The organism is Aliiroseovarius sp. PrR006 (assembly GCF_010500215.1).
In the GTDB taxonomy this organism is placed as follows: Bacteria; Pseudomonadota; Alphaproteobacteria; order Rhodobacterales; family Rhodobacteraceae; genus Aliiroseovarius.
Genome location: NZ_JAAGOY010000007.1, coordinates 1,024,217 through 1,051,033, shown reverse-complemented (window position 1 = coordinate 1,051,033; position 26,817 = coordinate 1,024,217). Strand labels below are relative to the sequence as shown.

The 26,817-nt window shown below is 58.9% G+C and carries 28 protein-coding genes; 16 read left to right on the top strand and 12 right to left on the bottom strand.

Going from position 1 to position 26,817, the window contains the following annotated elements:
* Positions 1–11: 11 nt before the first annotated feature.
* A complete protein-coding gene (locus tag G0Q00_RS13615) occupies positions 12–1,559 on the top strand; it encodes a DUF2125 domain-containing protein (RefSeq protein WP_163040192.1) in 1,548 nt (515 codons plus the stop codon).
* A gap of 111 nt (positions 1,560–1,670) precedes the next feature.
* Here the strand turns inward: G0Q00_RS13615 and G0Q00_RS13610 are convergent, their stop codons facing one another.
* The 3 genes from G0Q00_RS13610 to G0Q00_RS13600 all read right to left on the bottom strand — a co-directional run bounded on the left by G0Q00_RS13610 (position 1,671) and on the right by G0Q00_RS13600 (position 3,065).
* Positions 1,671–1,838, bottom strand: a complete 168-nt coding sequence (locus G0Q00_RS13610; RefSeq protein WP_163040190.1) for a hypothetical protein — start codon at positions 1,836–1,838, stop codon at positions 1,671–1,673.
* A gap of 263 nt (positions 1,839–2,101) precedes the next feature.
* A complete protein-coding gene (locus tag G0Q00_RS13605; RefSeq protein ID WP_163040188.1) occupies positions 2,102–2,806 on the bottom strand; it encodes a helix-turn-helix domain-containing protein in 705 nt (234 codons plus the stop codon).
* Complete coding sequence (locus G0Q00_RS13600) at positions 2,778–3,065, bottom strand: hypothetical protein (protein ID WP_370458574.1); 288 nt, start codon at positions 3,063–3,065, stop codon at positions 2,778–2,780. Before G0Q00_RS13600 ends, G0Q00_RS13605 begins: the two co-directional genes overlap by 29 nt.
* Before the next feature lie 164 nt (positions 3,066–3,229).
* On the opposite strand from G0Q00_RS13600, the gene G0Q00_RS13595 reads away from it, so the two are divergent.
* The 4 genes from G0Q00_RS13595 to G0Q00_RS13580 all read left to right on the top strand — a co-directional run bounded on the left by G0Q00_RS13595 (position 3,230) and on the right by G0Q00_RS13580 (position 6,456).
* Positions 3,230–3,712: a hypothetical protein gene (locus G0Q00_RS13595; RefSeq protein ID WP_163040186.1), complete on the top strand. Its 483-nt coding sequence runs from the start codon at positions 3,230–3,232 to the stop codon at positions 3,710–3,712.
* Between the two features lie 118 nt (positions 3,713–3,830).
* Positions 3,831–4,454, top strand: a complete 624-nt coding sequence (locus G0Q00_RS13590; protein WP_163040184.1) for a ribonuclease HII — start codon at positions 3,831–3,833, stop codon at positions 4,452–4,454.
* A gap of 126 nt (positions 4,455–4,580) precedes the next feature.
* Positions 4,581–5,681 (top strand): site-specific DNA-methyltransferase, encoded by a 1,101-nt coding sequence (locus G0Q00_RS13585; protein WP_163040182.1) that lies wholly within the window; start codon positions 4,581–4,583, stop codon positions 5,679–5,681.
* A 151-nt stretch (positions 5,682–5,832) separates the two neighbouring features.
* On the top strand, positions 5,833–6,456 hold the full coding sequence (locus G0Q00_RS13580) for a glutathione S-transferase (RefSeq protein WP_163040180.1): 624 nt from the start codon (positions 5,833–5,835) through the stop codon (positions 6,454–6,456).
* On the opposite strand, the gene G0Q00_RS13575 is transcribed toward G0Q00_RS13580, so the two are convergent.
* Both G0Q00_RS13575 and mutY read right to left on the bottom strand, forming a co-directional pair.
* Positions 6,453–7,592 carry an alkane 1-monooxygenase gene (locus tag G0Q00_RS13575; RefSeq protein WP_163040178.1) on the bottom strand — a complete coding sequence of 380 codons (1,140 nt, stop codon included), beginning with the start codon at positions 7,590–7,592 and terminating at the stop codon, positions 6,453–6,455. The genes G0Q00_RS13580 and G0Q00_RS13575 overlap by 4 nt on opposite strands.
* Positions 7,593–7,641: 49 nt before the next feature.
* Entirely contained in the window at positions 7,642–8,682 is a 1,041-nt protein-coding gene (gene mutY / locus G0Q00_RS13570) for an A/G-specific adenine glycosylase (protein WP_163040176.1), read from the bottom strand.
* 89 nt (positions 8,683–8,771) lie between these two features.
* On the opposite strand from mutY, the gene G0Q00_RS13565 reads away from it, so the two are divergent.
* Entirely contained in the window at positions 8,772–9,290 is a 519-nt protein-coding gene (locus tag G0Q00_RS13565) for a DUF721 domain-containing protein (protein WP_163040174.1), read from the top strand.
* A gap of 5 nt (positions 9,291–9,295) precedes the next feature.
* Positions 9,296–9,952: a DsbA family protein gene (locus tag G0Q00_RS13560; protein ID WP_163040172.1), complete on the top strand. Its 657-nt coding sequence runs from the start codon at positions 9,296–9,298 to the stop codon at positions 9,950–9,952.
* Positions 9,953–9,979: 27 nt separating this feature from the next.
* Here the strand turns inward: G0Q00_RS13560 and lpxK are convergent, their stop codons facing one another.
* The 6 genes from lpxK to G0Q00_RS13530 form a co-directional block, all read right to left on the bottom strand.
* A complete protein-coding gene (lpxK, locus tag G0Q00_RS13555; protein WP_163040170.1) occupies positions 9,980–10,978 on the bottom strand; it encodes a tetraacyldisaccharide 4'-kinase in 999 nt (332 codons plus the stop codon).
* Positions 10,978–12,264 (bottom strand): 3-deoxy-D-manno-octulosonic acid transferase, encoded by a 1,287-nt coding sequence (locus G0Q00_RS13550; protein WP_163040168.1) that lies wholly within the window; start codon positions 12,262–12,264, stop codon positions 10,978–10,980. Before G0Q00_RS13550 ends, lpxK begins: the two co-directional genes overlap by 1 nt.
* A gap of 83 nt (positions 12,265–12,347) precedes the next feature.
* Positions 12,348–13,265, bottom strand: a complete 918-nt coding sequence (locus tag G0Q00_RS13545) for an alpha/beta hydrolase (RefSeq protein WP_163040166.1) — start codon at positions 13,263–13,265, stop codon at positions 12,348–12,350.
* Between the two features lie 9 nt (positions 13,266–13,274).
* Positions 13,275–14,459: an organoarsenical effux MFS transporter ArsJ gene (arsJ, locus tag G0Q00_RS13540; RefSeq protein WP_370458581.1), complete on the bottom strand. Its 1,185-nt coding sequence runs from the start codon at positions 14,457–14,459 to the stop codon at positions 13,275–13,277.
* A gap of 65 nt (positions 14,460–14,524) precedes the next feature.
* On the bottom strand, positions 14,525–15,529 hold the full coding sequence (locus G0Q00_RS13535; RefSeq protein WP_163040163.1) for an ArsJ-associated glyceraldehyde-3-phosphate dehydrogenase: 1,005 nt from the start codon (positions 15,527–15,529) through the stop codon (positions 14,525–14,527).
* A gap of 80 nt (positions 15,530–15,609) precedes the next feature.
* Positions 15,610–16,677, bottom strand: coding sequence for an NAD(P)-dependent oxidoreductase (locus tag G0Q00_RS13530; RefSeq protein ID WP_163040161.1), 1,068 nt, complete (start codon positions 16,675–16,677; stop codon positions 15,610–15,612).
* 337 nt (positions 16,678–17,014) lie between these two features.
* Here G0Q00_RS13530 and G0Q00_RS13525 point away from each other — a divergent pair, with 337 nt between their 5' ends.
* The 9 genes from G0Q00_RS13525 to G0Q00_RS13485 all read left to right on the top strand — a co-directional run bounded on the left by G0Q00_RS13525 (position 17,015) and on the right by G0Q00_RS13485 (position 25,390).
* Positions 17,015–19,840 (top strand): molybdopterin oxidoreductase family protein, encoded by a 2,826-nt coding sequence (locus G0Q00_RS13525; protein WP_163040159.1) that lies wholly within the window; start codon positions 17,015–17,017, stop codon positions 19,838–19,840.
* On the top strand, positions 19,840–20,571 hold the full coding sequence (locus G0Q00_RS13520; RefSeq protein ID WP_163040157.1) for a 4Fe-4S dicluster domain-containing protein: 732 nt from the start codon (positions 19,840–19,842) through the stop codon (positions 20,569–20,571). Before G0Q00_RS13525 ends, G0Q00_RS13520 begins: the two co-directional genes overlap by 1 nt.
* Before the next feature lie 12 nt (positions 20,572–20,583).
* On the top strand, positions 20,584–21,453 hold the full coding sequence (locus G0Q00_RS13515) for a DmsC/YnfH family molybdoenzyme membrane anchor subunit (RefSeq protein WP_163040155.1): 870 nt from the start codon (positions 20,584–20,586) through the stop codon (positions 21,451–21,453).
* A gap of 64 nt (positions 21,454–21,517) precedes the next feature.
* Positions 21,518–22,129, top strand: a complete 612-nt coding sequence (locus G0Q00_RS13510) for a ribonuclease D (RefSeq protein ID WP_163040153.1) — start codon at positions 21,518–21,520, stop codon at positions 22,127–22,129.
* A gap of 63 nt (positions 22,130–22,192) precedes the next feature.
* Positions 22,193–22,816, top strand: a complete 624-nt coding sequence (gene lptC / locus G0Q00_RS13505) for an LPS export ABC transporter periplasmic protein LptC (RefSeq protein WP_163040151.1) — start codon at positions 22,193–22,195, stop codon at positions 22,814–22,816.
* Positions 22,817–22,845: 29 nt separating this feature from the next.
* Positions 22,846–23,310 carry a lipopolysaccharide transport periplasmic protein LptA gene (gene lptA / locus G0Q00_RS13500; protein WP_163040149.1) on the top strand — a complete coding sequence of 155 codons (465 nt, stop codon included), beginning with the start codon at positions 22,846–22,848 and terminating at the stop codon, positions 23,308–23,310.
* Positions 23,310–24,068, top strand: coding sequence for an LPS export ABC transporter ATP-binding protein (gene lptB, locus G0Q00_RS13495; RefSeq protein WP_163040148.1), 759 nt, complete (start codon positions 23,310–23,312; stop codon positions 24,066–24,068). Before lptA ends, lptB begins: the two co-directional genes overlap by 1 nt.
* Before the next feature lie 243 nt (positions 24,069–24,311).
* Positions 24,312–24,890: a ribosome hibernation-promoting factor, HPF/YfiA family gene (hpf, locus tag G0Q00_RS13490; RefSeq protein ID WP_163040146.1), complete on the top strand. Its 579-nt coding sequence runs from the start codon at positions 24,312–24,314 to the stop codon at positions 24,888–24,890.
* Positions 24,891–24,925: 35 nt separating this feature from the next.
* The gene (locus G0Q00_RS13485; RefSeq protein WP_163040144.1) at positions 24,926–25,390 is read left to right on the top strand and encodes a PTS sugar transporter subunit IIA; all 465 of its coding nucleotides are present in this window, start codon (positions 24,926–24,928) and stop codon (positions 25,388–25,390) included.
* Positions 25,391–25,400: 10 nt separating this feature from the next.
* Here G0Q00_RS13485 and G0Q00_RS13480 read toward each other — a convergent pair whose 3' ends face one another.
* Positions 25,401–26,816, bottom strand: coding sequence for a sulfotransferase family 2 domain-containing protein (locus G0Q00_RS13480; protein WP_163040142.1), 1,416 nt, complete (start codon positions 26,814–26,816; stop codon positions 25,401–25,403).
* Position 26,817: the final 1 nt, after the last annotated feature.

Genomic DNA, 26,817 nt, shown 5'->3' with positions numbered 1-26,817 from the left:
GATTATCGCACATGCAAACTCTTGCCACCCGGTTGACCGGCGCCGCTATTTTGGGCGCCGCATTCCTGCCCGGTACCGCCTTCGCGGATCTGTCCACCGGCGACGTCTGGACGCATCTTCAGCAAAGCTCGTCCGTTTTCGGTGGCGCGCTCAGCGCCGAGACTTCGACGCGCGGCGAGGGCCTTGCACTGCAGAACGTAACTTTCGACATGACGCTTCCGTTTGACGTGGGATCCGTAAGCCTGGATCTGGGCGCATTCGATCTGATCGATATGGGAGATGGCCGGGTCGAGATGATCGTGCCGGAAAACAGCACCTATACACTGACCTATTCCGGCACGGATGGGGAAAGCTTCGGCGGCGCGATGACGATGACCCACCAAGGGTTCACCAACATCTTCTCGGGCAGCCCGGAAGAAATCACCTTCGACCAGAAAGCCGCCCGGTTGGATATCGCGATCGAGCTTGATGACGTACCGGAAGAGGTCATGGGCTTCTCGATGAACGGCACATATCTTGGCCTTGTGGGTCAGTCGGTGACCAAATCGGGCGAGATGACGACCTCGGACATCACCTTCGCTGCGGATGAACAGAACATCACGTTCAACCAGTCGATGATGGTCGACGACGAGGGGCCAATCACGGCTGCGTCGGTCATGAAGTCGGGCCGTATCGAAGGCGAGATGCGCATGGTGACTCCGTCCGCCGGAATCGACTTCACCAATCTTGCCAAGGCGTTGCGCGAGGGGCTGGTGATGGACATGACCACCCGTATGGCTGACTACAGCACGGAACAGGTGACCTCGCAGGGGGATACACTAATGATGGCGCAATCGTCTTCGGCCAGGTCCTATGACTCGTCGATGAAGCTGGATGCAAGCGGCGTCACCATCTCGGGTCCGGCCGAAGATTTCCGTCTTCAGATGGAAATGCCGATGATGCCGGGTCTGGCGCTGGGTGGAAACATCGCGTCAATGTCGGCCACCATGCAGGCGCCGCTTCTGGCGGATGACAGCTTTGGCCCCGTGGCGTTCAACCTCGATCTGAACGGGCTGACGCTGGACGATATGGTCTGGGCGATGGGTGACCCGATGGGCGCCTTGCCGCGCGATCCGATCCATCTGACGCTGGATCTGACTGGGACACTGAAGCACAACGTCGAGTGGCTGGATTTCGCGAATCTCGAAACCAACATCGTGGCGCTTGGGGACAGATTGCCCGTAGAGCCGGGCAGCGCGACGCTGAACGCTTTGCGCCTGTCGGCTGTAGGGGCCGAGATCACTGGCGAGGGGGCGTTCACATTTGACGCCACCGATCTTGAGACCTTCAACGGCATGCCCCGGCCTGAAGGCAAGCTGACCCTGCGCGCGAAGGGGTTGTTCGCGCTGTCGCCGAAACTGGTCGAGATGGGTATTCCGGCAGAACAAGTTGCCCAGTCATTTGCGATGCTTCAGATGTTTACCACCGACGATTTCGACAAAGGCGGCGATACCCATATGACCACGATCGAGATCACTCCCGACGGATCGGTCTTCGCCAACGGGATGCAGCTTCAGTAAGCTTCGCACCTATATTCTGTTGCAACGAAATAGCCCGGCAGAAGAGGTCCTTCTGCCGGGCTAAGCTTTTCTGGTCGCCTTATCCTAGCCCTTAGTTAGGGACACAAGATATCAGCGGTCGTGGTCGTCGATGTCCGATTTGCCGGGCACGCCATCGCCGCCGTTACCGTCGCCATCTCCGGTTCCACCGCCGCCACCATCGCCACAGTTAGATATGCAACCCGGATCGGCTGCATGAAGGTTTGCTGGCACCATCAAAACAGCAGCTAAAAGTGCCACGAAAAGACTTGGGATTTTTGAAATCATAATTCCCCTCCTAATAAATTTTCTGCCCAACCACGCGGGTATTAAATTCAGGTTGCGCTCTGCAGCTTACTAAAAATGCGCCTTCAAGCCCAACTTTCTGCCGCCATTTAGACACACTCTCGCCCCACTTGCGAAACCCGGCGTCCCGCAGAAGAAGAACAGGTCGACACCGAAACGGGCCGACCAGTTCAGAGGACAACGGGAAATAAATTGCCAGGGCAGGCAAGCAGCGCGCGTCAGATCATCCGAATGACATCCTTATCAATCGACAGCATATAGCCGCGGCGGGCGATGGTTTTCACCAGAAGCTCGCTCATCAGCTGGTTGCCCAACGCGTCGCGCAGGCGCTTGATACGGGTGGCGCCAGCGGCCTCGTCGCACTCGGACGGATCACGCCCCGAAATCAGCCCCTCAAGCTGCGAGCCAGACAAAACATCCTCGTCCATACGCGCTTCGGCCAATGCAGACAGGGTTTCGATGGCCGCCTCGGTCAGCGAGAACTCCATGTTGTTCAGATACACGGTGCGTTCCTCGCGGCTGATCAGAAGCGAGTTCACCTGAATTCCCGCGCGCTCGATCTCGCTCATGCGGCGGTTCAGACCAAAAATGGTCAAAAGAAACACAAGCGCCGCCACCAAAAGCGCTGCGGCAAAGATCAGCAGCACGAAAATCACCATGCGATAGCTGGTCAACGTATCGGCAAATGATGTGCCTGACTGGGCCAGAATCTCAAGCAGCTTGATCTCGGCCCCAGAATTCAGCGCGTCATTCTCCACGAAGATCTGTTCAACCCGCGCGTTAAAAGCATTCGCGTCCGGCAAGGTCATGAACAGGAACACGGCCGCCACCAGCAGAATCGCAACGATCGCTGCAATCCCAATGACAACCACGCGATTCGAGCGCTTCAGCGCATCAGTAGCGAAGGAAGAATTTTCCGGCACTTTCTTTCCTTTCCTCAAGACCTGTGGCGTCGAATATGGATTGGACTTTCAGAAGGGACCAGCCATTGGCCTCCAACCGGTCACTTATCTGCCGATTTGCAGCCTTGCGATTATCGCAGACGCTATCCGACAGCTCAATCACACCATAGTGAAGCTTTAGCGGGTTATCCCGTTTGGCCTTGTAATCCGCATAGCACGCGGCCTGAGCCGTCGATGCCATGGCGACAAGAAGTAAAGTAAGAGCGGTACGTTTCATCATGCGTCGACCATGCGGCGCGGGGGCTGGTTATTCAATAACAAACCCGGTCTGAACGCACTGATAGGGGATAACACTGCCCCGTTATTGCCTGTCTTTCAGGGGGATCCGCATGTTGGGGACATGACAAGCGCCTGCCGCACCGATCCAACAGACAGGAGGGTCCGATGATCCCGAATTCAATGCCCCGCTCTTTGATAAAACTCGTTCTTAGCGCTGCTGTCGCGGCGACGTTGGCCGCTTCACCCGTTCAAGCGCGCGACGCCACGGATGGTGATGACACCGCTGCCATCATCGCTGCGCTTCTGGGCCTGGTCACGCTTGGCGTCTTGCTGTCCGAGGGTGACGACAAACCCTCGTACTCCTATGGGCATGCCTCGCGCCCCCATAAACCGGCCTACCCGCACCGTATCAGCAAACGCAAAGCCCTGCCGGAACGCTGTCTGCGCGAATTCCGCACGCAAACCGGCCGCAAGGTCATGTTCGGCAAACGCTGCCTAGAGAAAAACTTCAAATACGCCAGTGATCTGCCCCGCACCTGTAAGCGCGATCTGATCGTGAAGAACCGCAAAGGCATCTACGTCAACCGCAAGGTGTTCAAGCCCGCATGCCTCAGCAAACGCGGCTACCGTGTCGTACATCGCTACTAAGTATATCGAGCAGCGGCGTAGCGGTCCCTTACACTTTACGCGCCGTTCAACTTGGCAGAGGCTTCGGCCTCTGCCCTTTTTACTTGCGAGGCAGGCCGGATTGGGTCAGGCCATATATATGACCAAGACTGTTCCAGATTTCAGCTTTGAAGCCGCCGCGATGACCCGTGGTTTTCGTCATATCGCCGGCGTGGACGAGGTCGGGCGCGGCCCGCTCGCCGGTCCCGTCACCGCTGCCGCCGTGATCCTGAACCCCGATGACATCCCGGAAGGGTTAAACGATTCCAAGAAGCTGTCCGCAAAACGGCGCGAGGCGCTGTGGGATGCGATCCATGAAAAGGCCTGCGTGTGCATCGCCCATGCATCGGTCGAAGAGATCGACGAACTGAACATCCTGCGCGCCAGCCATCTTGCGATGGAGCGCGCGGTGGCAGGTCTGTCGCAACAGGCGGACTATTTGCTGATCGACGGAAACCAGACCCCGCGCGGGTTGAACGGCCCGTCCGAAACCATCGTGAAAGGCGATGCACGGTCGGTGTCGATTTCCGCCGCATCCATCGTGGCGAAAATTGCCCGCGATCGGATCATGGTGGATTTGGCGCAACAGTTCCCCGGCTATGGCTGGGAGACGAACGCCGGATACCCGTCAAAAAGCCACAGGTTGGCGCTGCAAAATCTTGGTGTAACCCCACACCATAGACGTTCGTTCAAACCGGTACACAATATCTTGTATCAACAGTAAAATGTAAGTTGCTGATTCAAAAAAGAATTTGACGGCGAATCCACTTTGACTCATCCTGTTCTCATCAAAACGAGCGTGAAAACACGCCGCTGATAGAGCGCAAAAGCGCCGGTACATGAGGCAGAAATGGTAACCAAAACCAAAACGAAGGCGGCTGTAGAGCTGCCCCTGAACCAGATTCTTGATGGCGACTGCATCGAGGTGATGAACAGTCTTCCGGAAAACTCGGTCGATATGATCTTCGCGGATCCCCCCTATAACTTGCAGCTGAAAGGTGAACTTCACCGCCCGGACAATTCGAAAGTCGACGCCGTCGATGACGAATGGGACCAGTTCGACAGCTTCAAAGCATACGACCAGTTCACCCGCGCCTGGCTGAAAGCCGCGCGTCGTATCTTGAAACCAAACGGCGCAATTTGGGTCATCGGCTCGTATCACAACGTGTTCCGCATGGGTGCCGAGCTTCAAAACCAAGGCTATTGGATCCTGAACGACGTCATCTGGCGCAAGTCGAACCCGATGCCGAACTTCCGCGGCAAGCGTTTCACCAACGCGCATGAAACGATGATCTGGGCCTCGAAATCCGAAGGCGCCAAGTACACCTTCAACTATGAAGCCCTGAAAGCGCTGAACGAAGGTGTTCAGATGCGTTCCGACTGGGTGCTGCCGATTTGCACGGGCCACGAGCGCCTGAAAGACGAAAACGGCGACAAAGCACACCCCACCCAGAAGCCCGAAAGCCTTCTGCATCGCGTTCTGGTCGGCGCCACCAACCCCGGCGACGTCATCCTTGATCCGTTCTTTGGCACCGGCACCACTGGCGCCGTTGCGAAGATGCTGGGTCGTGACTTCATCGGCATCGAGCGTGAAGAGGCATACCGCAAGGTGGCCGAGAAACGCATTTCGAAGGTGCGCAAGTTCGACAAAGAAGCCCTCACCACCACGCCGTCGAAACGCGCCGAGCCGCGCGTTCCCTTCGGCCAGCTTGTTGAACGCGGCATGCTGCGTCCGGGCGAGGTTCTGACCAGCCCGCGCGGGAAAACCGCAAAGGTCCGCGCTGACGGCACGCTGATTTCCGGCGAGGCCCGTGGCTCGATCCACCAGGTGGGTGCTGCGTTGGAAAGCGCGCCCAGCTGTAATGGCTGGACCTACTGGCACTTCAAGCAGGACGGAAAGAAAGCTCCGATCGACCTGCTGCGCCAGCAGATCCGCGCGGAAATGAACTAAGCCAGACCTCCTTACACAACAGAATTTGCGTGGCGCGCGACAGACGCGCCCGCATCATCAGGTACCGCCTGTGCCTGTGGCCCGCCGCCACAGCACAACCTGACTGACCCTGCCTACTTGTTAGGCAGGGTTTTTTTTGCTTTCTGGGGGCATGACCGCGATCCTTTATTCTTTCCGCCGCTGCCCTTATGCGATCCGCGCCCGTCTGGCGCTTGCCAGCGCCGGCGTTCCCGTCGAACTGCGCGAGATCCTGTTGCGTGACAAACCGGCTGCGTTTCTGGTCGCCTCGCCCAGCGCGACGGTGCCATGTTTAGTCTCTAATTCAGGGGTTTTGGACGAAAGTCTGGACGTGATGACATGGGCTTTGACGCAATCCGACCCAGAGGGATTGCTGGACATGCCCGAAGCAGGGCACACCCTGATCGATCGCTTCGACGGCCCCTTCAAGCGCGCGTTGGACCTAACGAAATACGCGGTGCGCCATCCCGACAGTGATCCAGAAAAGACGCGGGCCGAAGCGATGGAGATGCTTGGTGCGCTGGAAGATCAACTGGCTGAGGGATGGTTGTTTGGCGCTCGCCCGACGCTGGCGGATCTGGCCATCCTGCCCTTCGTCCGTCAGTTTGCGAATATCGACAAAGCGCGCTTTGACAGCGAGGCCACACCTAACGTTTTGGCTTGGTTAGAAACGTTTTTGGCCAGTGACCGCCTGTCCTTCGTAATGAAAAAGAACACTGTTTGGACGGAAGGTGGCACGCCCTTGATGTTCCCCTAACGGATCACCGGCGGCGGCAGAGCGCCCGTCTTGTAGGCGTTCCAATCAGTCACCTCTGGATAGTATTGCTTGCGCCACGCGCGCACACGCGGGTTCATCACGCGTCGCCAGACGGGTGGGACCAACGCCGCCATCGTCATAATCGGATAGCCATGGGGCAGTTGCGGTGCCTCGCTATCGGGATAGGTCTGCAACAGCGGGAAGCGTCTGGCCGGTTTATAGTGATGGTCCGAGTGGCGCTGAAGATTGATCAACAGCCAATTCGACGCCTTGTGATCCGCGTTCCAGCTGTGATGCGGCATCACGCGTTCGTATTTCCCGTCGCCCAAATGTTTGCGGGTCAGGCCGTAATGCTCAACGTAATTCACCAACTCCAACTGCCAGACAGCGACAAACGCCTGAAACGCAAACAGCGCAAGACCCATCCAGCCGCCGATCCAGACCGCCAGAATGATCGCCACGAACTGCAGCGTGCCATAGCGCCAGAACGGGTTGGCGCGATCAAAGGCCGACAATCCTCGCCGGGCCAGCATCGCTTTTTCCGCCCTCCACGCCGAAATCGGTGCCTCGATCAGCACTCGAAAGAAAAAGCGGTGGAAGCCTTCGTTGTATCGCGCAGTCACCGCATCACGGGTGGTGCCAACATGGGGGTGGTGGACCAGCAGATGTTCAGTGCGGAAATGGCTGTAGAGCACGGAGGCCAACAATAGGTCGCCCAACCAACGCTCGAACCGGTTGGATTGGTGCATCAGCTCGTGGCTATAGACGATCCCCACGGTGCCGGACAGCACGCCAACGCCAAAGAATGCGCCGAATTTTTCGGCCATCGACAGGTGCTCGGCCCCCGTGACGTACCAGATCATACCATAGATCATCACGAACTGAATCGGGAACCAGATCATGGTGATCAGGCGATACCAGAACAGATCCGCGTCCTCGATCATCGGGTCCGCGTTCTCGGTGTAGCGCCCGGTAATCGCGTCAAGAATGGTGTAAAGCCACCATGTGCCCAGCGGCGGCAGCAACAAATACCATCCGCCCTGCGTTACGGCGGCAATCACCAACAGAGGCAGAGCGATCGAAATGCCAAAGGGCGCAGCGTTGCGAAAGCGCGAGATCTTGGACGCAGGAAGCATGGTTTGGTCCTTCTGTACACGCGAAGACTAGCGGCGAATCCGCGTCCGCTCAATGCGACAGATGCGTTGTCGCCACGTCAAAGGCCTTGCGCATCACGGTCGGCAGATCCGAGCGTTTGACGTCCATAAATCGACCCTGTTTCGGCTGAACTTGGCCTTCTGTCTGCACAACCTGCAGTGAGAGATGTAGGTTGAAATGCGTAAAAACGTGCCGAACTTCCACGCCGGGATCCTGCCAATCGGTGTCAAATGGGGGCTGCTCGACGGCAACATCACCCCAATCCGCACCGGGCCAACCCAGCATGCCGCCAAGCAGGCCCTTCTCGGGCCGGCGCTCTATCAGCCATTCACCCACTTCATTTCGCGCCAGATAAGCCACCCCGTACCGCGTGGGTTTCTTGGCCTTTGGCTTCTTCTTGGGAAGCTCGACCTGAACGCCAAATTTCCGGGCCAAACAGTCTCTATTCCAAGGGCAAATGCCACAAGCAGGCGACTTTGGCGTGCAGATAGTAGCGCCCAGATCCATTACGGCTTGGGCATAATCGCCCGCCCGATCTTGCGGCGTCAGCGTTTCGGCCAGTTGCGTCAACTCACCCTTGGCATCCGGCAGAGGCGTTTCAACGTGAAATACCCGCGACATGACGCGTTCGACATTCCCATCCACAACCGTTTCCGGCAAATCATAGGCAATTGCCGAGATCGCGGCAGAGGTATAGGGCCCGATCCCCGGAAGCGCCTGAAGCCCATCGCGGGTCGTGGGAAAAGCACCCAGCGCGGCAACTTCGCGCGCGCACTTTAACAGATTTCGCGCCCGTGCGTAGTATCCAAGTCCGGCCCATTCGCCCATAACCCGCTCATCCTCGGCCGCAGCCAAATCCTGAACTTTAGGCCAAATGGACATGAATCGGGTGAAATAGTCTCTTACCGCGGCGACGGTGGTCTGCTGCAACATGATCTCGGACAGCCAGACGGCATAGGGATCCGGTACCACACCTTGCGCCCGGTCGGCCGGGCTGACGCGCCACGGCAGATCGCGGGCATGGCGATCGTACCAGTCCAGAAGATCGGCAGTTTTCGGCACGTCACGCACGTGTTATCTCCTATCCGTCGTTTGTTCTGGCATAGCAAAGTGAACCGCCTAGAATAAGCGAAAAGAAACGAGTCACACGTATCTGTCAGATGGAAAAGCCCGCTAAATACCCCCGCCGCAAGAAGGGTTTCGAGCGTACCTCGTCCCTGCTGTCGGCCCGGATTCGCAAAGCCAGCGAGACCCGCGGCTTTGCGGTGACGCGTGTGCTGACCCATTGGGCGGAAATCGTGGGAGAGGCGACGGCCGGAATCTCGCGCCCCGTGGACATTTCCTATGGGCGCGGTGGTATGGGTGCGACGCTGACCGTGCTGACCACCGGCGCGCAGGCGCCCATGCTGGATATGCAAAAGGACCAGCTGCGCGAAAAGGTGAACGCGGTCTATGGCTATAACGCCATCTCGCGCATCCGGATTACGCAAACGGCGGCAACGGGCTTTGCCGAGGGGCAGGCCCAGTTCACCCACGCCCCGAAGAAACAAACTCCGCCTGACCCCAAGGTCCTGGCGCGCGCAACAGACGCGGCCAAGGACATAGGTGATGACGGGCTTCGATCTGCGCTAGAGCTTTTAGCGCGGAACGTCATAACAAAAAACAAACACAAGGCATAAAACAGATGAATCGCATCCTTCCGATCCTGATCGCAGCCGTGATCGCCATTGGCGGCGCGTTCTATATGACGCAAAATAACGGCTCTCTGCCCGGCGTGTCCGTGGCCGAGGCACAGAGCAACGACGCGGCAATCGAACCAGCAGCTGATATGTTTCTGGGCGATGAAAACGCTCCGGTTACTGTGATCGAATACGCCTCGTTTACCTGCCCCCACTGCGCGAACTTCCACGAAGGGGCATTCAAGAATCTGAAGCAGAACTATATCGACACCGGCAAAATCAAGTTCGTCCACCGCGAAGTCTATTTCGACCAGTTTGGTCTTTGGGCTGGCATGATCGCCCGCTGTGGCGGCGAAGAGCGGTACTTTGGTATGGCCGACCTGATTTACGGTGGTCAGAAAAACTGGATCGCCGATGGGTCCCCCACCACCATCGTGGCCAATCTGAAGAAACTGGGCCGCACCGCCGGAATGACCGACGAACAGATGGATGCCTGCCTGCAGAACGAAGACTCGGCCCGCAGCATGGTCGCTGCATATCAGCAGAACGCTGGTGCGGACGAAATCACGGGCACCCCGACATTCATCATCGACGGCACCAAATACTCGAACATGAGCTATGTCGACTTCGCGGCTATCTTGGACGAGAAGCTGGGCGAATAAGAGATTTGGGTTAGGGCCTATCTGGCTCTAACCCACCAAAACACGTGCAAGCGCCGCGTCAACAGCGCTCCAATCCTCAAGCTCCAATCGCACTGGCACGGTCAGCACCTTGCGGCGGAAACCGTCCGGAAGACGCACGGCGTCTTTCTCGGTCGTGACCAGCTGCGCGCCGAGCGTGGCGGCCTCAAGTTCTAGCCGCTTCATCAGCGCATCAGTCAAAGGCTGGTGATCGGCCAAAGCTTCGGCCCGCAGCAGGTTTGCACCCAGATCGCTGACGGTAGCAAAGAACTTCTCTGGCAGGCCAATCCCGGCGAAGGCCAACACGTCCATCCCCTGCCAATCCATGCCGGTTTGAAGCGGCTCGAGCTGCCCGGTGACACGTGGACAGGTGATCATTTCATCCCATTTCTGCCGGAATAGGGTCTGCGCGCGGGCATGACCGACAGACAACAGGAGATCCGCACGCTTCATCCCGGCGCGGACGGGTTCGCGCAAAGGACCCGCCGGAATGCAGCGTGCATTCCCGAACCCTTTCACCGCGTCGACCACCACGATGGACAGGGTTTTATGGACGCTTGGGTTCTGAAATCCGTCATCCATCAAGATGATCTCGGCACCCGCAGATTCGGCAGCCTGCACCCCCTTCACGCGGTCGCGGGCGATCCAAGTGGGCGCAAAGGCGGCCATCAAAAGCGGCTCGTCCCCAACCTGATCGGCCCTGTGCAGACGTTCATCCACGCGCAGCGGCCCTTCCTCGCTTCCGCTATGTCCGCGCGACACAATATGCACCACCCTGCCCTGCGATATCAGTCTCTGTGCCAGCGCAATCGTGGTTGGCGTCTTCCCCGTGCCGCCCGCATTGATGTTGCCAATACAGACCACCGGGACCGAGGCACGATACCCCTGATCCGCGCGTGCAACGCGCCGGGCCGTGCCAAATCCGTAAAGCCAGCCCAAAGGCGCCAGCAGACGGGCGCGCCAATTGGGTTTGTCGGGGTCGGTGAACCAATAACTGGGTGTACGCATCAAAAACCCTTTCGACTTTCAGCTTCGTCCAGCAAATCCAACAGCCGCCGCATCAAAAATTCGCCGACTTCCGCGCCCTTGGTGGTGACGTCCCATGCAGCCATCGCCATCTCGGCCGCCTTGTCCGGCGCCAGAAGATGCTCGATCTCGACCGCCAGAGTCGCCGCGTCGCGCACCCGACGGGCCGCACCGGCGCGGGTTAACCGCTCCAGAGACGCCGCGTGCCGCCCTCCTTCCGGACCGAAGAGCACAACAGATCCAAGCGCCGCGGAATCCAGTGGGTTCCGGTTGGCCCCACCAGCCAACGTGCCGCCGATCAAGGTGATCGAGGCCAAATGCATCCAAAGCGCGCATTCATCCGCGCGATCGACGACAAAAATCTGGTCATCACGATGCGGGCAATCATCCTTGGACCGTGAAGAGATAATCCAACTGTCACTCTCAAGCTGCATGGCCAGCTCAGCGGCGCGGGCAGGGTCCTGAGGGATCATGACCAGTAAAAGCCGATGCGATTTGCGGATCAGAAGGCGATGCGCAGACAGAATGGCGTTCTCTTCGCGTGGATCCACTCCTACAGCCAGCCAGACCGGCCGCGCGTCCAGTTTCTGGGCGATGCGATCTCGTTCCTCGTTGTCACAGTTGGGCACCTGACTAAGCGGCTGAAGAATACCGGTGACGTCCATCCTTTCGGGCGGGGCACCAAGTTGCAACAACTCGCGTCGTGATGCCCCATCTTTGGGCAGAATAGAGTCTAATTCGACCACCGCGTCGCGCAACGCTGACAGCTTGAAGCGCTGCTTCAGTCCGCGATCCTGCGGTGCGCAGGCGCCCATCCAGATGACGGCGACGCCCGATTTCTTCAATGCGGCATGCACAACCAGATCGATTTCGGGCCGCACCCAGAGCACCACATCCGGTTGCCAATGCTCAAGAAAATTGCGGATCGCGGCGGGCTCGAACTTGGGGCTAACCTGATGAAGAACGTCATGCGGAACCGTGTGATCCGGATGTAGATCCTGCGTGGTCAACAAAAGCGTCACATCCCCCATTTCAGCCTGCAAGGGCGGGATGAGCGATGACAGCGCCTCGGCCTCGGTCAAGTCGGCTAGGCACGCCCAGATTAGCAGCCCATCAGGACGCGCCTGATCGGATCGGCCCTGCCGCGCCCGCGCGACAGTCCGCGCAGCATCGTCCTGCGCCTCGTGTGCTGAGGTACTACCATTGGCTGGCTTCTTGCCTTGCAAAGCTTGCAAGCGCCGCAACAGCGATGATCCGATCAGCGACATGGCCTGCCTTTTCCTAACACGCCCAATTGGCGCAGATACCGTGTGTCAGATTACGGGAAGCTGCGACAGGGGGAAAGACGCGATCAGTGATGCCATTCGCCACGGGTCAACATGGTGATTTGCTGCGTGATCCGCGCGAAGCTGCGGCGCGCGCGTTCGGACTGGTGGCGGGCGCGTAGATAGCCGTGCACCAACCCAGCTTCATTGAACCAAGCCGCTTTGCCGCCAGCGTTCAGAATGGCGTCACGATAGTCGCGCCCATCATCCGCCAAAGGATCACATTCCGCTGTAATAGAGACTGTTGGCGGCAGGTTGCCAAAGTCCGTGTCCTCAAGCGGCGCTGCCGTGGGATCTGGGCCGTCAGGCGGCGTCGCAAAGCGGATCTTGTTGTAGAATTTCAGATCCTCCATCGACAACATCGGCGCATTTGCGTGGTCGATATAAGAGCCTAAGGTCATGTCTCCGCCCAGGCCCGGATAAATCAGGACCTGCCCGGCGATATCGGCCTGTCCGCGCAACGCATGGCAAGACGCGGCAGCCAGATTTCCACCGGCGCTATCCCCCACCAAAATAAGCGGTTTGGGCCAGGTTAGAGCCACATATTGCACGACGGAAAGCGCATCCTCGAACGCGGCTGGGTGGGGGTGCTCCGGGCAAAGGCGATAGTCGGCGCTAACCACACGCAGCCCGGTTTGATCAGCGATTTCGGCGCAGACATCATCGTGGCTTTCAAGCCCGCCGACCACGAAACCTCCTCCGTGGAAATAGACCACAGTGCCCTGTGGGTTGTTTGGTTCATAGATGCGTGCCGGGACGATATCGATCCGCTCGTCCCGCACGGCCAGCCCCTCGGGATAGCCCGCGAAGAAGGCGCGGCACATATTGTTGTACACCTCGCGCTGCTGGGCCGCGGTGCGGTTCACCGAATCCGGGGGATAATGGGCGTCCGTCTCGCGAATGAAGCGCCAGATTTCGTCGTCGATCAGCTTTGAATAATCCATGCCCGCAGGCTAGGCGGCATGATCCAGCTTGGCAAGCTGGCGCGCGGACAGCCAGCTGGCGGCAGACAGGGCGGCGGCGGTGCCAAGACACAGGGGCAACCCGCCGATCTGATAGGACAGACCGGACAGAAGCGTGCCGATCAGGCGCCCAGCGGCGTTGGACATATAGTAAAAGCCGACATCCATCGTCACACGCTCGGCCTTGGTGAAGGCGAGGATCAGATAGGAATGGAGCGAGCTGTTCACCGCGAAGACAAAACCAAACACCAACAGGCCCGTGACCAGAACCGGGGTCAGCCAAGGACCGGGGAAGAGGGCGGCGACGGCGAGCGCGCCAATCACCACGGTCAGGATGCCGACCCAGAGCGTTGCAAGGCGGGGAAAATCATGCGGGTCGCGCTGTGCGGCCTTCAATAGTTTCGGCGCCCAAGCTTGAACCGCACCATAGGCGATGATCCACAGGGCCATAAAGCTACCGATCAGAAAGAATGCGCTGCGGTCTCCGGCGTGCGTCCCGTCCGAAACGACTGCGTGGAAGTACACCGGAATGCCCACGACAAACCACACGTCACGCGCGCCGAACAGGAACATTCGCGCCAGAGACAGGCGGTTGATCCGCACGTCTTTCGACCAAACTTGCGAAAACTTGGCTGATTTAGAGCCTTTTGGAAGCCCTGCTGGCATGAAGGCCACCACCCCAATCAGGATCGCGCCCAGTACGATGGCCATGGCAATTACAGACGGGGTGAAACCGATCAGCGCCAGCAAAGCGGCCCCCATCAGGAAGCCAAACCCTTTCACCGCGTTCTTCGATCCCGTCAGGATCGCCACCCATCGGAACAACCCGTCGCCCTCGGGCGCGAGCAGTTTCACCGCGCTTTTGGACGACATCTTGGACAGATCCTTCGCCACACCGGACATGCCTTGCACCACCATCACATAGATGACCGAGGTCACGACCGCCCAATCTGTCGACAGCTGCGACAGGGCGATCAAGGCCACAATCTGCAGGGTTAGACCCGCATAGAGCGTCGAGGTCAGGCCAAACCGCGCCGCAATCCAGCCCGCAGACAGGTTGGTGACAACGCCCATGAACTCGTAAAGCAGGAACAGCCACGCCAAGGTGAAGGGCGAGAAGCCCAGCGTGTGGAAATGCAGCAGCACGAGCATCCGCAACGCGCCATCCGACAGCATGAACGCCCAATAGGCGGCTGTGACGGCGATATATGCGGCAAGCCCCTGTTTGGGCTCGGTTAGGGTCACATCTGGGCTCCGACCATGCGGGCAACATCGGCCAAACGGCAGGCGTAACCCCATTCATTGTCGTACCACGCATAGATCTTCACCTGCGTGCCGTTGATCACCATCGTCGACAGCGCGTCAATGATCGAGCTGCGCGGATCGTTGGTGTAATCGGCAGACACAAGCGGGCGTTCCTCGTAGCCCAGAATGCCGTTCAGATCGCCCTCGGCGGCCTCTTTGAAGAAAGCGTTGATTTCCTCGGCGGTGGTTTCACGCTCGACCTCGAACACGCAATCGGTCAGCGAGGCATTCAGCAGCGGAACACGCACGGCGTGGCCATTCAAGCGTCCAGTCAGCTCGGGAAAAATCTGCGTAATCGCCTTGGCCGACCCGGTTGAAGTCGGGATCAGCGAGTTCAGCGCGGACCGCGCGCGGCGCAGGTCCTTGGCCGGGCGATCCACGATGGTTTGTGTGTTGGTCACGTCATGGATCGTGGTCATCGAACCGTGCTTGATGCCGATGCGATCCAGCAGCACTTTCACCACCGGGGCCAGACAGTTCGTCGTACAGGACGCCGCGGTAACCAGATCATGCCCGTCATACAGGTCATGGTTCACGCCATAGACGATGTTCAGGGCGTTCTCTTCCTTCACGGGGGCCGAGACGATCACCTTTTTGACGCCAGCCGCATAGTAGGGGGCCAATTTCTCATTGGTTTTGAACGCGCCGGTGCAATCGATCACCATGTCGATGCCCATTTTCTCGAGCGGCAGACCTTCCAGCGTCCACGATCCCGTCAGCGCCATTTCCTGACCGTTGATCATGATGCTGTTTTCACCCGCCGAGAACTCGGCCGGCCAGCGGCCATGCACGGTGTCCCACTCCAGCAGATGCGCGTGTTGTTCGGCATTGCCGACGGGGTCGTTCAGCAAAACGATCTCTCCGGGGGCACCGTTGTCGATCAGGTCCCGCAGAACCAGTTTGCCCATGCGGCCCAGTCCGTTGATTGCGATACGTGTCATGTCATGCCCCTTTCGATGGTTCCTTCCAGCGCGGAATATGTCGAAGGCGTAACAGATTTATGACGCTGCAAACAATGGGGTCAAAGCGAGGCGCGCGGGGACAAGCTCATCGCGTGGGATGCGGTTTCCGAGGTCTGGGTCAGCGAGATCACATTGCCCTGCGAATGGGTGGAATAGCCCGTGTTAGAGACACCTGGGACCACCTGAACCTCGGCCCCCTGCCCCGTCAGACGGGCAATCCACGACTTCGTATCCGTCCGGCTTGCCGGGTCACCCGAGACCAACCAAACCACACGGCGGCCATTGCTCGCCATCCCCGCATAATCCGTCAGGGCAGCGTCATCTGCGGTCATGCGAGTCGCGTCACGGCGAGTTAGCGCCAGAATGTCAGCATTGGCCGAGGCATCGTGGATAATCACATCGGCCCGCTGCATCACGGACAGCGCACGGAAGGTCAGCAGATCCTGTGCGCCCGATCCGATGCCTACCAGCCAAATCCCACCCTTCTGATCCGGGTCTTCACCGGTCAGGGACTGGTCGATCAACTCTTCGGCGCGTTCGACGTCGCCAGCCAAGAAGGCATCGCCAATCGGGCCTTCGATCATTTGTTCCCAGAACCGACGACGGGCACGGCCACCGGTGATATGTGTCTCGATTTTGCCTCGAAAGCCGCTGAGGAAGCTGGCTAGTCGACCATATCCGGACGGCAGAAGCGACTCGATCCGGGCACGTAGAATGCGGGCGATGACAGGTGCGGCACCTCCGGTCGAGATGGCAATGGTGACGGGGCTGCGATCGACAATCGACGGCGTGATGAAATCGCACAGCGGCTTCACATCCGCCACGTTCACCAACGCACCTTCGGCCTTGGCAGCGGCATGCAAGAACTTGTCCCGCTCGGGGATGTCGGACGCGCCATAGGCGATGATGCAGTCCTTGAAATCTTCCTTTTCCGGCAGGCGCGCGTGGTGTGTCACACCCGATCGCTGAAGCAGTCCTAGCAGTTCGTCCTGTGGGTTGGGTTCAAACACATGCACCACAGCACCGGCGTCCAAGGCACGTTCAACACGTCGAGCAGCGGTGGTACCGCCCCCGTCTATGACCACTTTCCGGCCCTTTATATCCAGAAATATTGGTAGATGATCCATGTCGCGCCTCCGATGAGTTGCCAGTGATATGCACATGATCGGGAAATATTTCCATAGATTCGCCAATCCAACCCGCTTGAAAAGGACGGAACGTCCGACGACCCCACCCAGAAGGATCATTGTTCCGCTACCGGCGAGCTTTATGGTCCAATTTTGCGACACGATCGCGCCTAGAGCTGAGTCGCCAATACGCAGAATCTGGATATAATCGCAAGGGTTTCTGGACCTACCGGACCCCCCATCCAAATCGGCATTTTAGGAACAAGACCAACAGGGTCGCGCTAAGATGCGTCCGCCAACCGAACCGCTAAAGCGGCATTAGGACCAGCAACACGTGATGAGCAAACCGGAAAACATCCAGATCGACACCTCCCCCCCCGTCTCGGACGAGGTGCGCAAGACGACGTGCTATATGTGCGCCTGCCGCTGCGGGATCAATGTGCACATGAAAGATGGCAAGGTCGCCTATATCGAAGGCAACCGCGATCACCCCGTGAATAAGGGCGTTTTGTGCGGCAAGGGGTCCTCGGGGATCATGCAACACTATGCGCCGTCGCGCCTGCGTGCGCCGCTGAAACGGGTCGGCCCACGTGGTTCCGGCGAGTTTGAAGAGATTTCCTGGGACGAAGCGCTGGAGATGGCCGTCGGTTGGATGGGCCCGCTGCGCAACGAAGACCCCTCGAAGCTGGCGTTTTTCACCGGGCGCGACCAGAGCCAAAGCTTCACCTCGTGGTTTGCACAAAGCTATGGCACGCCGAACTATGCGGCGCATGGCGGCTTCTGCTCGGTCAACATGGCGGCGGCCGGCATCTATACGATGGGCGGCGCGTTTTGGGAGTTCGGCCAGCCCGACTGGGATCGCACTAAGCTGTTCATGCTGTTTGGGGTGGCGGAAGACCACGACTCGAACCCGATCAAGATCGGTCTGGGCAAGCTGAAGGAACGCGGCGCGCGCGTGATTGGCGTGAACCCGATCCGTTCGGGCTATAACGCCATCGCGGATGAGTGGGTGGGGATCACCCCCGGCACGGACGGGCTGTTCATCCTTGCGCTGGTGCACGAGCTGTTCCGCGCGGGTCAGGTCGATCTGAACTATCTGTCGCGCTACACCAACGCGGGCTTCATCGTGAATGAAGAGCCTAACACAGCTGAAACCGGCCTATTCTTCCGCGGTGCAACCGGTAAGCCGCAGGTGATCTGCCGCGAGACCGGCAAGCTGGCGGACTATGACACACCCGGTGTGATGCCCGATCTAGCGGCGACCTACCGTCATGCGGGCCAGACGCATCGCCCCGTGTTCCAGCTGATGGCCGAACGCTATCTATCGGACGAATACGCACCCGATGCCGTGGCCAATCGCACCGGCATCCCTGCAGACAAAATACGCTCTATTGCAGCCGAACTTGCCCGTGTGGCGTTCGAGGAAGAGATCGTTCTGGACCAGCCTTGGACCGATTGGAAGGGCGAGAAACACGACAAGATGATCGGGCGCCCGGTCAGCTTCCACGCGATGCGCGGGATCTCGGCGCATTCGAACGGCTTCCAGACCTGCCGCGCGCTGCATGTTCTGCAAATCCTGCTGGGCTCGGTCGAGGTTCCGGGTGGGTTCCGCTTCAAACCGCCCTACCCCAAACCGGTCGAGGCACATCCCGTCCCACATTGCGGTGTCACTGTGGGCGGACCCCTGAACGGCCCGCATCTGGGCTTTGTGCGCGGGCCCGAGCATCTGGCGTTGAAAGACGACGGTAGCCCAGCGCGGATCGACAAGGCGTTTACATGGGAAAACCCGATGTCCAGCCATGGGCTGATGCATATGGTGATCTCGAACGCGCATGCTGGCGATCCGTACAAGATTGATACGCTGTTCATGTATATGGCCAATATGGCGTGGAACTCGTCCATGAACTCGTCCGAGGTGATGCGGATGCTCACCGACAAAGACGAGAGTGGCGATTACGTGATCCCGCACATCATCTATTCCGACGCCTACAGCTCGGAGATGGTGGCTTATGCGGATCTGATCCTGCCCGACACGACCTATTTGGAACGTCACGACTGTATCTCGCTGCTCGATCGCCCGATTTGCGAAGCCGACGGCGCGGCCGATGCGATCCGCTGGCCGGTGGTTGAGCCCGACCGCGACGTGCGCGGGTTCCAGACCGTGTTGATCCAGCTAGGCGTCAAGCTGGGCCTGCCCGGTTTCGTCAACGAAGACGGGTCCGCCAAGTACGAAGACTATGCCGATTACATCGTCAATCACGAACGTCGTCCCGGCGTCGGACCGCTGGCCGGGTGGCGCGGTGAAGATGGCAACGGCAAGGGTCGAGGAGAGCCTAATCCAGCCCAAATCGACAAATATATCGAAAATGGCGGCTTCTGGATCAACCATGTGCCAGAGAACGCCAGCTTCTATAAGCCGTGGAACAAGCACTATCAGGAATGGGCGGTGAAGCGCGGGATTTTCGACGTGGAAAGCCCCTATGTCTTCAGCCTGTATGTCGAGCCCATGCGCAAATTCCAGTTGGCCGCTGAAGGGTTCGGTGACCGCCAGCCCCCCGACAATCTGCGCGCACGGATTGGCGAAACAATGGACCCGCTGCCCATCTGGTACGAACCGTTTGAAGAGGGCAATGTCGATACAGACGAATACCCGATCCACGCCCTGACTCAGCGCCCGATGCATATGTATCACTCGTGGGGGACGCAGAACGCGTGGCTGCGGCAGATTACCGGCAAGAATTACCTCTATCTGCCCACCAAACTCTGGGAAGAACACGGGTTTGAAGACGGCGATTATGCCAACGTGTCGTCCGTCCATGGCCAGATCACCGTCCCGGTCGCCCATCACGCTGGCCTGAACGGAGGCACCGTCTGGACTTGGAACGCCATCGGCAAACGCAAAGGGGCGTGGGCGCTGGACGAAGACGCGCCAGAAGCCACCGAAGGCTTTCTTCTGAACCACCTGATCAGCGAGCTTCAGCCGCCAAAAGGCGACGGGTTGCGCTGGACGAACTCGGACCCGATCACCGGGCAGGCGGCGTGGTTTGATCTGCGCGTGAAAATCGAGAAAGCAGACCCTAAACCAACGGAAAGCCAGCCTGCGCACCCGCCGATCAAATCCCCCGTGGGCAAAGGCCCCAAAACTGTGGCGAGGAAGATCTGATGACTGCTTTGCCTTCGAAAACCGATAAGAAGCTGGGGCTGGTCATCGACCTTGATACCTGCGTGGGCTGTCATGGTTGTGTGACCGCTTGTAAGGGCTGGAACACGCAGAACTATGGCGCGCCGCTGTCCGATCAGGATGCCTATGGTGCGGACCCGTCCGGCACCTTCCTGAACCGCGTGTTCAGCTATGAGGCCCAACAATCCGGCTGCGCCTCGCAAACCGTGCACATGCCGCGGTCGTGCTTGCACTGCGAAGACGCGCCTTGTGTCACCGTCTGCCCCACCGGCGCGAGCTATAAGCGCGAAGAAGACGGGATCGTTCTGGTGAACGAGGATCGTTGCATCGGCTGCGGCCTCTGCGCATGGTCCTGCCCTTACGGCGCGCGCGAGCTGGATCGCGAAGCGGGTGTGATGAAGAAATGCACCCTCTGCGTGGACCGGATCTACAACGAAAACCTGCCGGAAGAAGACCGCGTGCCCGCTTGCGTGCGCACCTGCCCCGCCGGCGCCCGCCATTTCGGCGATCTGGGTGACCCGGACAGCGATGTGTCGAAACTTGTCGCGGATCGCGGCGGGTTTGACCTGATGCCGGATCTGGGCACCAAGCCCGTAAACAAATACCTGCCGCCCCGCCCCAAGGATCAGCTGGAAACAGCCCCCCTGAACGCGGTCGCTGACGAGCCTAAGGGCTTCCTAGGCTGGCTGGACAAAGCGCTCGACAAGCTCTGACGGAGGAAACGGATGCATCCCGCACCCAGTGTTATCATCTTCACCACCTTTTCCGGGCTTGGCTTCGGGCTTTTGGCCTGGATGGGGCTTGGTATTCCAAATGTCGGCGGCATGACGCTGCTGGCGTTCTTCGTCATCGCCTATGTTCTGGCGGCGGGCGGGCTTCTGGTCTCGACCTTCCATCTGGGCAACAAGAAGAACGCGATCTATGCGTTCAGCCAATGGCGCACGTCTTGGCTGAGCCGCGAGGGCGTGGCCTCGGTCGTTACGCTTCTGCTGTTTGGCTTGATTGCTATGGCCCGGATCTTTATGGGCGCCGAAATGGCATTTTCTGGCGTAATAGGCTCTGTTTTGGCGCTTGTTACGGTCTTCACGACCTCGATGATTTACACCCAGCTCAAGACGATCTCGCGCTGGAGCCAACCACTCACACCTATTTTGTTCCTGCTGCACGCAATCGCAGGCGGGGCGCTCTTGGCGGGGCAAGTAAAGATCGCAGGCGTGCTGTTGGCCGCGCTGGCCGTCGTCATGTGGTTGCACTGGCAGCAAGGTGATGCGCGCGCCGCGAACCGTGGCACGCTGGGCGACGCCACCGGGCTTGGTCATCTGGGCGAGGTGCGCATGTTCGAAAGCGGCCACACAGCGCGCAACTATGTGCTGGACGAGATGGTCTATCGCGTTGGCCGCAAGCACGCGCAAAAGCTGCGGATGATCGCGCTGGGCGCGGGCGCCGCCCTGCCCGCCGCCATATTGCTGCTGACCCCAGCCGGTCACGCCACCGCTTTCATAGCTCTGGCCCTGCATATCGCGGGCGCGATCGTCGGCCGTTGGCTGTTCTTCGCCGAAGCCGAGCATGTTGTGGGGCTTTATTACGGCAAGTAAGCCTTTTCATTGAACCTTCATCCCCGTGGGCCTATCACGGGGATGGATTATGAATGAGGGCGACATGGCCAACCATCTTTACAAGCGTGACCTTCCCGATGGGCTGGACCTTGGTCCGGTCGTAGCCATCGACTGTGAAACCATGGGTTTGAACCCGCATCGCGACCGCCTGTGCGTGGTGCAGATGTCGGGCGGCGACGGCAACGCCCACATGGTACAGGTCGAGAAGGGCCAGACCAGCGCGCCGAACCTCGAGAAGATGCTGACCGACCCCAACGTGCTGAAAATCTTCCACTTCGGCCGCTTCGACATCGCCGCCATGCTGAACGCATTCGGCGTGGTCACGGCGCCTGTCTATTGCACCAAGATCGCCTCGAAACTGGTGCGGACCTATACGGATCGGCACGGGCTGCGGAACCTGCTGGATCAGCTGCTGAAGGTCGACATCTCGAAACAGCAGCAGATGAGCGACTGGGGCGCAGAAGAGCTGACCCCGGCGCAGCTGGACTATGCGGCATCCGACGTGTTGCACCTGCACCGCCTGCGCGAAGAGCTGGACATGCGCCTTGCCCGCGAAGGGCGGACCGAAATGGCCCAGGCCTGCTTCGACTTCCTTCCCATGCGTGCCCGGCTGGATCTTGCCGGTTGGCCCGAACAGGACATCTTTGCGCACTAAAGGGTGTCTTGGAATCCGGTGCATCCGCGCTAGATAACAAGCAACCCTACGGAAAGGCCCCGCATGTCCGGCACCCGCATCACATATACGCGTCTTGTGAACTGGCTGAAGATCATTCTGCCAGCCACCGCGCTTGTGCTGCTGTCGCTGATGTTTCTGGTGTCCAAGTCCATCGACCCGACCACGTCCCTGACCTATGCGCGGATCAATCTGGACGAGCTGACGGGCGAGCAGAAGATCACCAATCCAAAGTTCTCGAGCGTGACCGAAGACGGTGCGGCGATACAATTCAGTGCAGCCAGCGCGGCCCCGGACGCGGAACGCACCAACCATTTCAAGGCCTTGGATCTTGTGGCGGATATCGAAACTCCGGACGGCGCGCAGGTGCACATCAAGGCGGCTCAGGCCGATATTGATGGCGAGGCACACCAGATCGACCTGTCCGGCGGCGTGTCTTTGCGTACCTCGACAGATTACTGGATCTCGACCGAAACGCTGACCACCTCAATGGACAGCACCTATGTCGCCAGCAACGGCCCGGTCGAGGCGACAGGCCCGATGGGTGACCTGTCGGCGGGCGATGCGGTGATTTCGCGCGCAGAAGGTGAAGACGGCGGATATGTTCTTGTTTTCAAGGATGGGGTGAAGCTGGTATATGATCCGAAAGACAAGGGGGAACCCCGGTGATCAAACGCAGTTTTATCTATTCCATTTTAATGGCGATCTGTTTGCCGGTCGCCGCTTTTGCACAAGCAAATGTTGCCTTTGGCGGATTGAAGCATGACAGCAGCTTTCCCATCGAAATCTCGGCCGATCAGCTGACCGTGGACCAGTCCAGCGGGGCTGCGACGTTTTCCGGCAATGTGGTGATTGGTCAGGGCGACATGCGCCTAAGCGCCGGCAAGGTGCGCGTGGAATACGCAACGGGCGCCGACACGACCGGCGAGATCTCGCGCCTGCATGCCACAGGTGGCGTCACCCTTGTGAACGGCGCCGAAGCCGCTGAAGCACGCGAGGCTGTCTATACCATCGACACGGGTATGGTTGTGATGACGGGCGGCGTGATCCTGACGCAGGGCCAGAATGCGCTTTCGTCTGACAAGCTGACCGTGAACCTGCAGAATGGCACCGGCCAGATGGACGGGCGGGTCAAATCGATCATTCAAACCGGGGCAAACTAATGACCGCCCCCAATCTGACAGTTCAAAATGGCGATGCCGGGTTGCGCATCATCGGATTGCGCAAAAGCTATCGCAAAAAGCCGGTGATCCGCGAGGTGAACCTGGAACTGAATCGGGGCGAGGTTGTTGCACTTCTGGGCCCAAACGGCTGCGGCAAATCCACGACGTTCTACGCAATCGCCGGTCTGATCACGCCCGAAGCCGGGCAGGTCATCATCGACGGACAAGACGTGACGCTTTTGCCGATGTATCGCCGAGCGCGCCGCGGTATTGGATATCTGCCGCAGGAAATGTCGATCTTCCGGGGCATGAGCGTTGAAGACAACATTCTGTCGATCCTCGAGATCTCGACCAAGGACCGTCACAAGCGCCGTGAGCGGCTGGAAGAGCTGCTGAACGAATTCTCGATCAGCCACCTACGCCGCACCCCCGCGCTGGCCCTGTCAGGCGGCGAACGTCGCCGCTGTGAAATCGCGCGACTCTTGGCATCGAATCCCAAGTATTTGCTGCTGGATGAACCCTTCGCGGGCGTCGATCCGATCGCAGTCGGCGAGATTCGCACATTGGTTCATGACCTGAAAAATCGTGGCATTGGCGTGTTGATCACCGACCACAATGTACGCGAAACGCTCGAGATCGTGGACCGTGCCTATATCCTGCATGACGGCCATGTCCTGATGAGCGGCACCACCGACGAAGTCGTCAAGGACGAGAACGTCCGCCGTGTCTATCTGGGTCAGAATTTCTCGATCAACTGACGAATGTGACATCGGGTCGCTTGACAATCCCTACCGACTCGTCGCCAAATGAAGGTGATGCATGAACACGCAAACCTTCGTTCGTGCCGTGCCCACCTTGGGCTCGCACATTTGATCGCCCCAGACCTGATCGGGCGGACAAATCTCTGCAAAGACAAAACATCCCCATGTTTTAAAACAGTTTTCTTGCTTTATGCCCCCGTGGCATAGGGCCAAATTCCTACAGCGATCAAAGGAGATAGGATGCAATATCAAATCAGTGGCAAGCAGATCGACATTGGTGAAGCCCTTCAGGTTCACGTGAAAGAAGAACTTGGCGGCATTGTTCAAAAGTATGCTGAACGCCCCACCGATGCGCAGGTCATCTTCTCGAAAAGCGCACATGAATATGTCTGTGAAACCATTGTTCACCTGTCCACTGGGCTGACCGCTCAGGCCAAGGGTCACGCGACCGAAATCTACGCGGCATTCGACCAATGTGCCGAGAAAATGGAAAAACAACTGCGTCGTTATAAGCGCAGGTTGAAGGACCATCACCGTGACCGCGTCGATCCGGTTGAAGTTTTCGGAGGATCCTCGTATATCCTCGCCAAAGAAGAAGGCCACGACGAGGCAGAGGACGCTACACTCCAGCCCATGATCATCGCCGAAATGGAAACGCGCATCCCGTCGCTTTCCGTTGGCGAAGCTGTCATGCAGATGGAGCTGGCCCACGCCCCCGTACTGGTTTTCAAGAATGAGAAAACTCAGGGTATGAATGTCGTCTACCGTCGTGAAGACGGAAATGTCGGCTGGATTGACCCGGTTAACAACGAAGCGTAGGCCCCCCGCCTTGGCGGGCGGGAAATTGGTCAAAAATGGAACTTGCGAGCATTTTGGCACCGTCCGCCGTAAAGGTACTTTCGACGGTGTCGTCCAAGAAGCGTCTTTTTCAGGACTTGGGCGACATCGCTGCGGATTGCTATGGCATCAACGCAGAAAATGCGTTTGCCGCCCTGTCCGAGCGTGAAAACCTTGGCCCGACTGGCGTTGGTCGCGGCGTTGCCCTGCCGCACGCTCGTCTGGCTGGTGTGACCGAGGTCACCGGCTGCTTCGTGCGCGTTGAAAAGCCGTTTGATTTCGATGCCGTGGATCGCCAGCCCGTTGACCTGATCTTTGCGCTGTTTGCCCCGGAAGATTCCGGTGTGGACCACCTGAAAGCGCTGGCGCTGGTGTCTCGCTCGATGCGTGATGCGTCGATCTGTGCAAAGCTGCGCGCCAATACGGACACCGCTGCCCTGCATGCGCTGTTGACGGATAGCCTGTCGAACAAGGCGGCCTAAGCGCCGTCCGTCAGGACTTCCCCCACGGCCTGAAGCCGAACATCATATAATCGCGCTGATAGGCCGCCTTCACGGCGGCCTCGACCCGTTCATCATAGATCTGAGCCAGCGTGAACGGCGCATCATCTTGTTGCGCGGGAGGTTTGGGCGCACCAAGATCCACGTCATGCGCAAGCGCCGCCAGCCCGTCCTCAAGCTCGTCTTCTCGAAGAATACGGTCAGGCAACTGGAACTCTGAAAACCCTTTTATTACAGCGGATTGCGTGGCCCAAACCGCATCGACACGAAGCCCGGTTTGACCCGCAAGATTGCGCCGCACGAAATCTGCGAAAGCGATGAATGCCGTGCGATGGGTGGCTTCATCCCAGCTGTCATCGGGCAGATGCTCGGGCAGGGGAACATCATAGTTCTCGCGCAGGGCATTCTTGATGTCCCAATAGGTCTTGGGACCATCTTGCAGGAAATGCGTGCAGAACGCGGCGTGCAGGCGCGCAACCGGGTGGCGCAGCACGGTGAAGGTGCGGTGCCCTTTGTTGCGGTTCTTCCACTGGCGCAGCGATTTCTGGTTAAACTCCGAGGACAGCGCGCCGAACCCTTCCATCCAGGCTACCACACGCTCCACCGGACCGCCCTTGATCGGTAGGAACATCAGCGGTGCATTTTCGGCGGTGATATAGGTCGGCACGGCAGGCGCACGCGCAGGTTCGAAGTTTGGCACTTTACCTAGGTCGAACAAGTCGATGTTGCGGACCGTCTCGACAAGCTCATCAATGTTGCGGACCTTGTCGGCCAGTGTTTCGGGGTTCTGCTTTTTGTACTTGCCCGAAAACTTGGAGATCTCGTGCTCGGCCCCCAGAAACTTGCCCAGCCCATTCACAACATCGATATTTTGCGTGTCTTCGTAGTCGATATAGAACGCCGTCTGGCCGGTCTTCTGCAGTCGACCTTTGATATTTAGCTGGAAAGCCTTGTATTCATAGAAGAATTTCTCGAACTCGCTTGAATCAAACCTCACGCGGAACTTCTTGGCATCCTTGCCGTTGGTCAGCGCCCATTGCTGCGTGGCCCAGGCAATTCGGCGGCTGACATAGCTTTCCACCTGATTGCGGGTCAGGACCACCTTGGCGCAGCGCGGGTCGTCGATGACGTGCTCGAAAATGCGCATGTCGTGGTCGTGGAAGAACCGGAAACCGGGAATGCCGTCAGTGCCCGCTTTCATCTGCTCCAGCAGCCTCACCGGGTTTTTGTCCCGCTGGTTTACGGTGACACCGAACAGCTCTTCCAGATCGGGCTTCACCATGAAATAGGGGTTGAACGCCTCGCCATAGCATTGGATCCCGTCGAACTGATCCAGATTGCTTTCCAGAAAGTTGGACCCCGTGCGCATCTCGGCGAGGATGATGAAACAGTCGAATTTCTTGGTCATA

What these genes read in the sequence shown, in the direction of transcription:
- G0Q00_RS13615 (WP_163040192.1), top strand. Translation starts at nt 12, where the DNA reads ATGCAAACTCTTGCCACCCGGTTGACCGGCGCCGCTATTTTGGGCGCC.
- G0Q00_RS13600 (WP_370458574.1), bottom strand. Translation starts at nt 3,065, where the DNA reads ATGATGAAACGTACCGCTCTTACTTTACTTCTTGTCGCCATGGCATCG.
- G0Q00_RS13595 (WP_163040186.1), top strand. Translation starts at nt 3,230, where the DNA reads ATGATCCCGAATTCAATGCCCCGCTCTTTGATAAAACTCGTTCTTAGC.
- G0Q00_RS13590 (WP_163040184.1), top strand. Translation starts at nt 3,831, where the DNA reads ATGACCAAGACTGTTCCAGATTTCAGCTTTGAAGCCGCCGCGATGACC.
- G0Q00_RS13585 (WP_163040182.1), top strand. Translation starts at nt 4,581, where the DNA reads ATGGTAACCAAAACCAAAACGAAGGCGGCTGTAGAGCTGCCCCTGAAC.
- G0Q00_RS13580 (WP_163040180.1), top strand. Translation starts at nt 5,833, where the DNA reads ATGACCGCGATCCTTTATTCTTTCCGCCGCTGCCCTTATGCGATCCGC.
- G0Q00_RS13575 (WP_163040178.1), bottom strand. Translation starts at nt 7,592, where the DNA reads ATGCTTCCTGCGTCCAAGATCTCGCGCTTTCGCAACGCTGCGCCCTTT.
- G0Q00_RS13565 (WP_163040174.1), top strand. Translation starts at nt 8,772, where the DNA reads ATGGAAAAGCCCGCTAAATACCCCCGCCGCAAGAAGGGTTTCGAGCGT.
- G0Q00_RS13560 (WP_163040172.1), top strand. Translation starts at nt 9,296, where the DNA reads ATGAATCGCATCCTTCCGATCCTGATCGCAGCCGTGATCGCCATTGGC.
- lpxK (WP_163040170.1), bottom strand. Translation starts at nt 10,978, where the DNA reads ATGCGTACACCCAGTTATTGGTTCACCGACCCCGACAAACCCAATTGG.
- G0Q00_RS13550 (WP_163040168.1), bottom strand. Translation starts at nt 12,264, where the DNA reads ATGTCGCTGATCGGATCATCGCTGTTGCGGCGCTTGCAAGCTTTGCAA.
- G0Q00_RS13545 (WP_163040166.1), bottom strand. Translation starts at nt 13,265, where the DNA reads ATGGATTATTCAAAGCTGATCGACGACGAAATCTGGCGCTTCATTCGC.
- arsJ (WP_370458581.1), bottom strand. Translation starts at nt 14,459, where the DNA reads ATGCTGTCGGATGGCGCGTTGCGGATGCTCGTGCTGCTGCATTTCCAC.
- G0Q00_RS13535 (WP_163040163.1), bottom strand. Translation starts at nt 15,529, where the DNA reads ATGACACGTATCGCAATCAACGGACTGGGCCGCATGGGCAAACTGGTT.
- G0Q00_RS13530 (WP_163040161.1), bottom strand. Translation starts at nt 16,677, where the DNA reads ATGGATCATCTACCAATATTTCTGGATATAAAGGGCCGGAAAGTGGTC.
- G0Q00_RS13525 (WP_163040159.1), top strand. Translation starts at nt 17,015, where the DNA reads ATGAGCAAACCGGAAAACATCCAGATCGACACCTCCCCCCCCGTCTCG.
- G0Q00_RS13520 (WP_163040157.1), top strand. Translation starts at nt 19,840, where the DNA reads ATGACTGCTTTGCCTTCGAAAACCGATAAGAAGCTGGGGCTGGTCATC.
- G0Q00_RS13515 (WP_163040155.1), top strand. Translation starts at nt 20,584, where the DNA reads ATGCATCCCGCACCCAGTGTTATCATCTTCACCACCTTTTCCGGGCTT.
- G0Q00_RS13510 (WP_163040153.1), top strand. Translation starts at nt 21,518, where the DNA reads ATGGCCAACCATCTTTACAAGCGTGACCTTCCCGATGGGCTGGACCTT.
- lptC (WP_163040151.1), top strand. Translation starts at nt 22,193, where the DNA reads ATGTCCGGCACCCGCATCACATATACGCGTCTTGTGAACTGGCTGAAG.
- lptA (WP_163040149.1), top strand. Translation starts at nt 22,846, where the DNA reads ATGGCGATCTGTTTGCCGGTCGCCGCTTTTGCACAAGCAAATGTTGCC.
- lptB (WP_163040148.1), top strand. Translation starts at nt 23,310, where the DNA reads ATGACCGCCCCCAATCTGACAGTTCAAAATGGCGATGCCGGGTTGCGC.
- hpf (WP_163040146.1), top strand. Translation starts at nt 24,312, where the DNA reads ATGCAATATCAAATCAGTGGCAAGCAGATCGACATTGGTGAAGCCCTT.
- G0Q00_RS13485 (WP_163040144.1), top strand. Translation starts at nt 24,926, where the DNA reads ATGGAACTTGCGAGCATTTTGGCACCGTCCGCCGTAAAGGTACTTTCG.
- G0Q00_RS13480 (WP_163040142.1), bottom strand. Translation starts at nt 26,816, where the DNA reads ATGACCAAGAAATTCGACTGTTTCATCATCCTCGCCGAGATGCGCACG.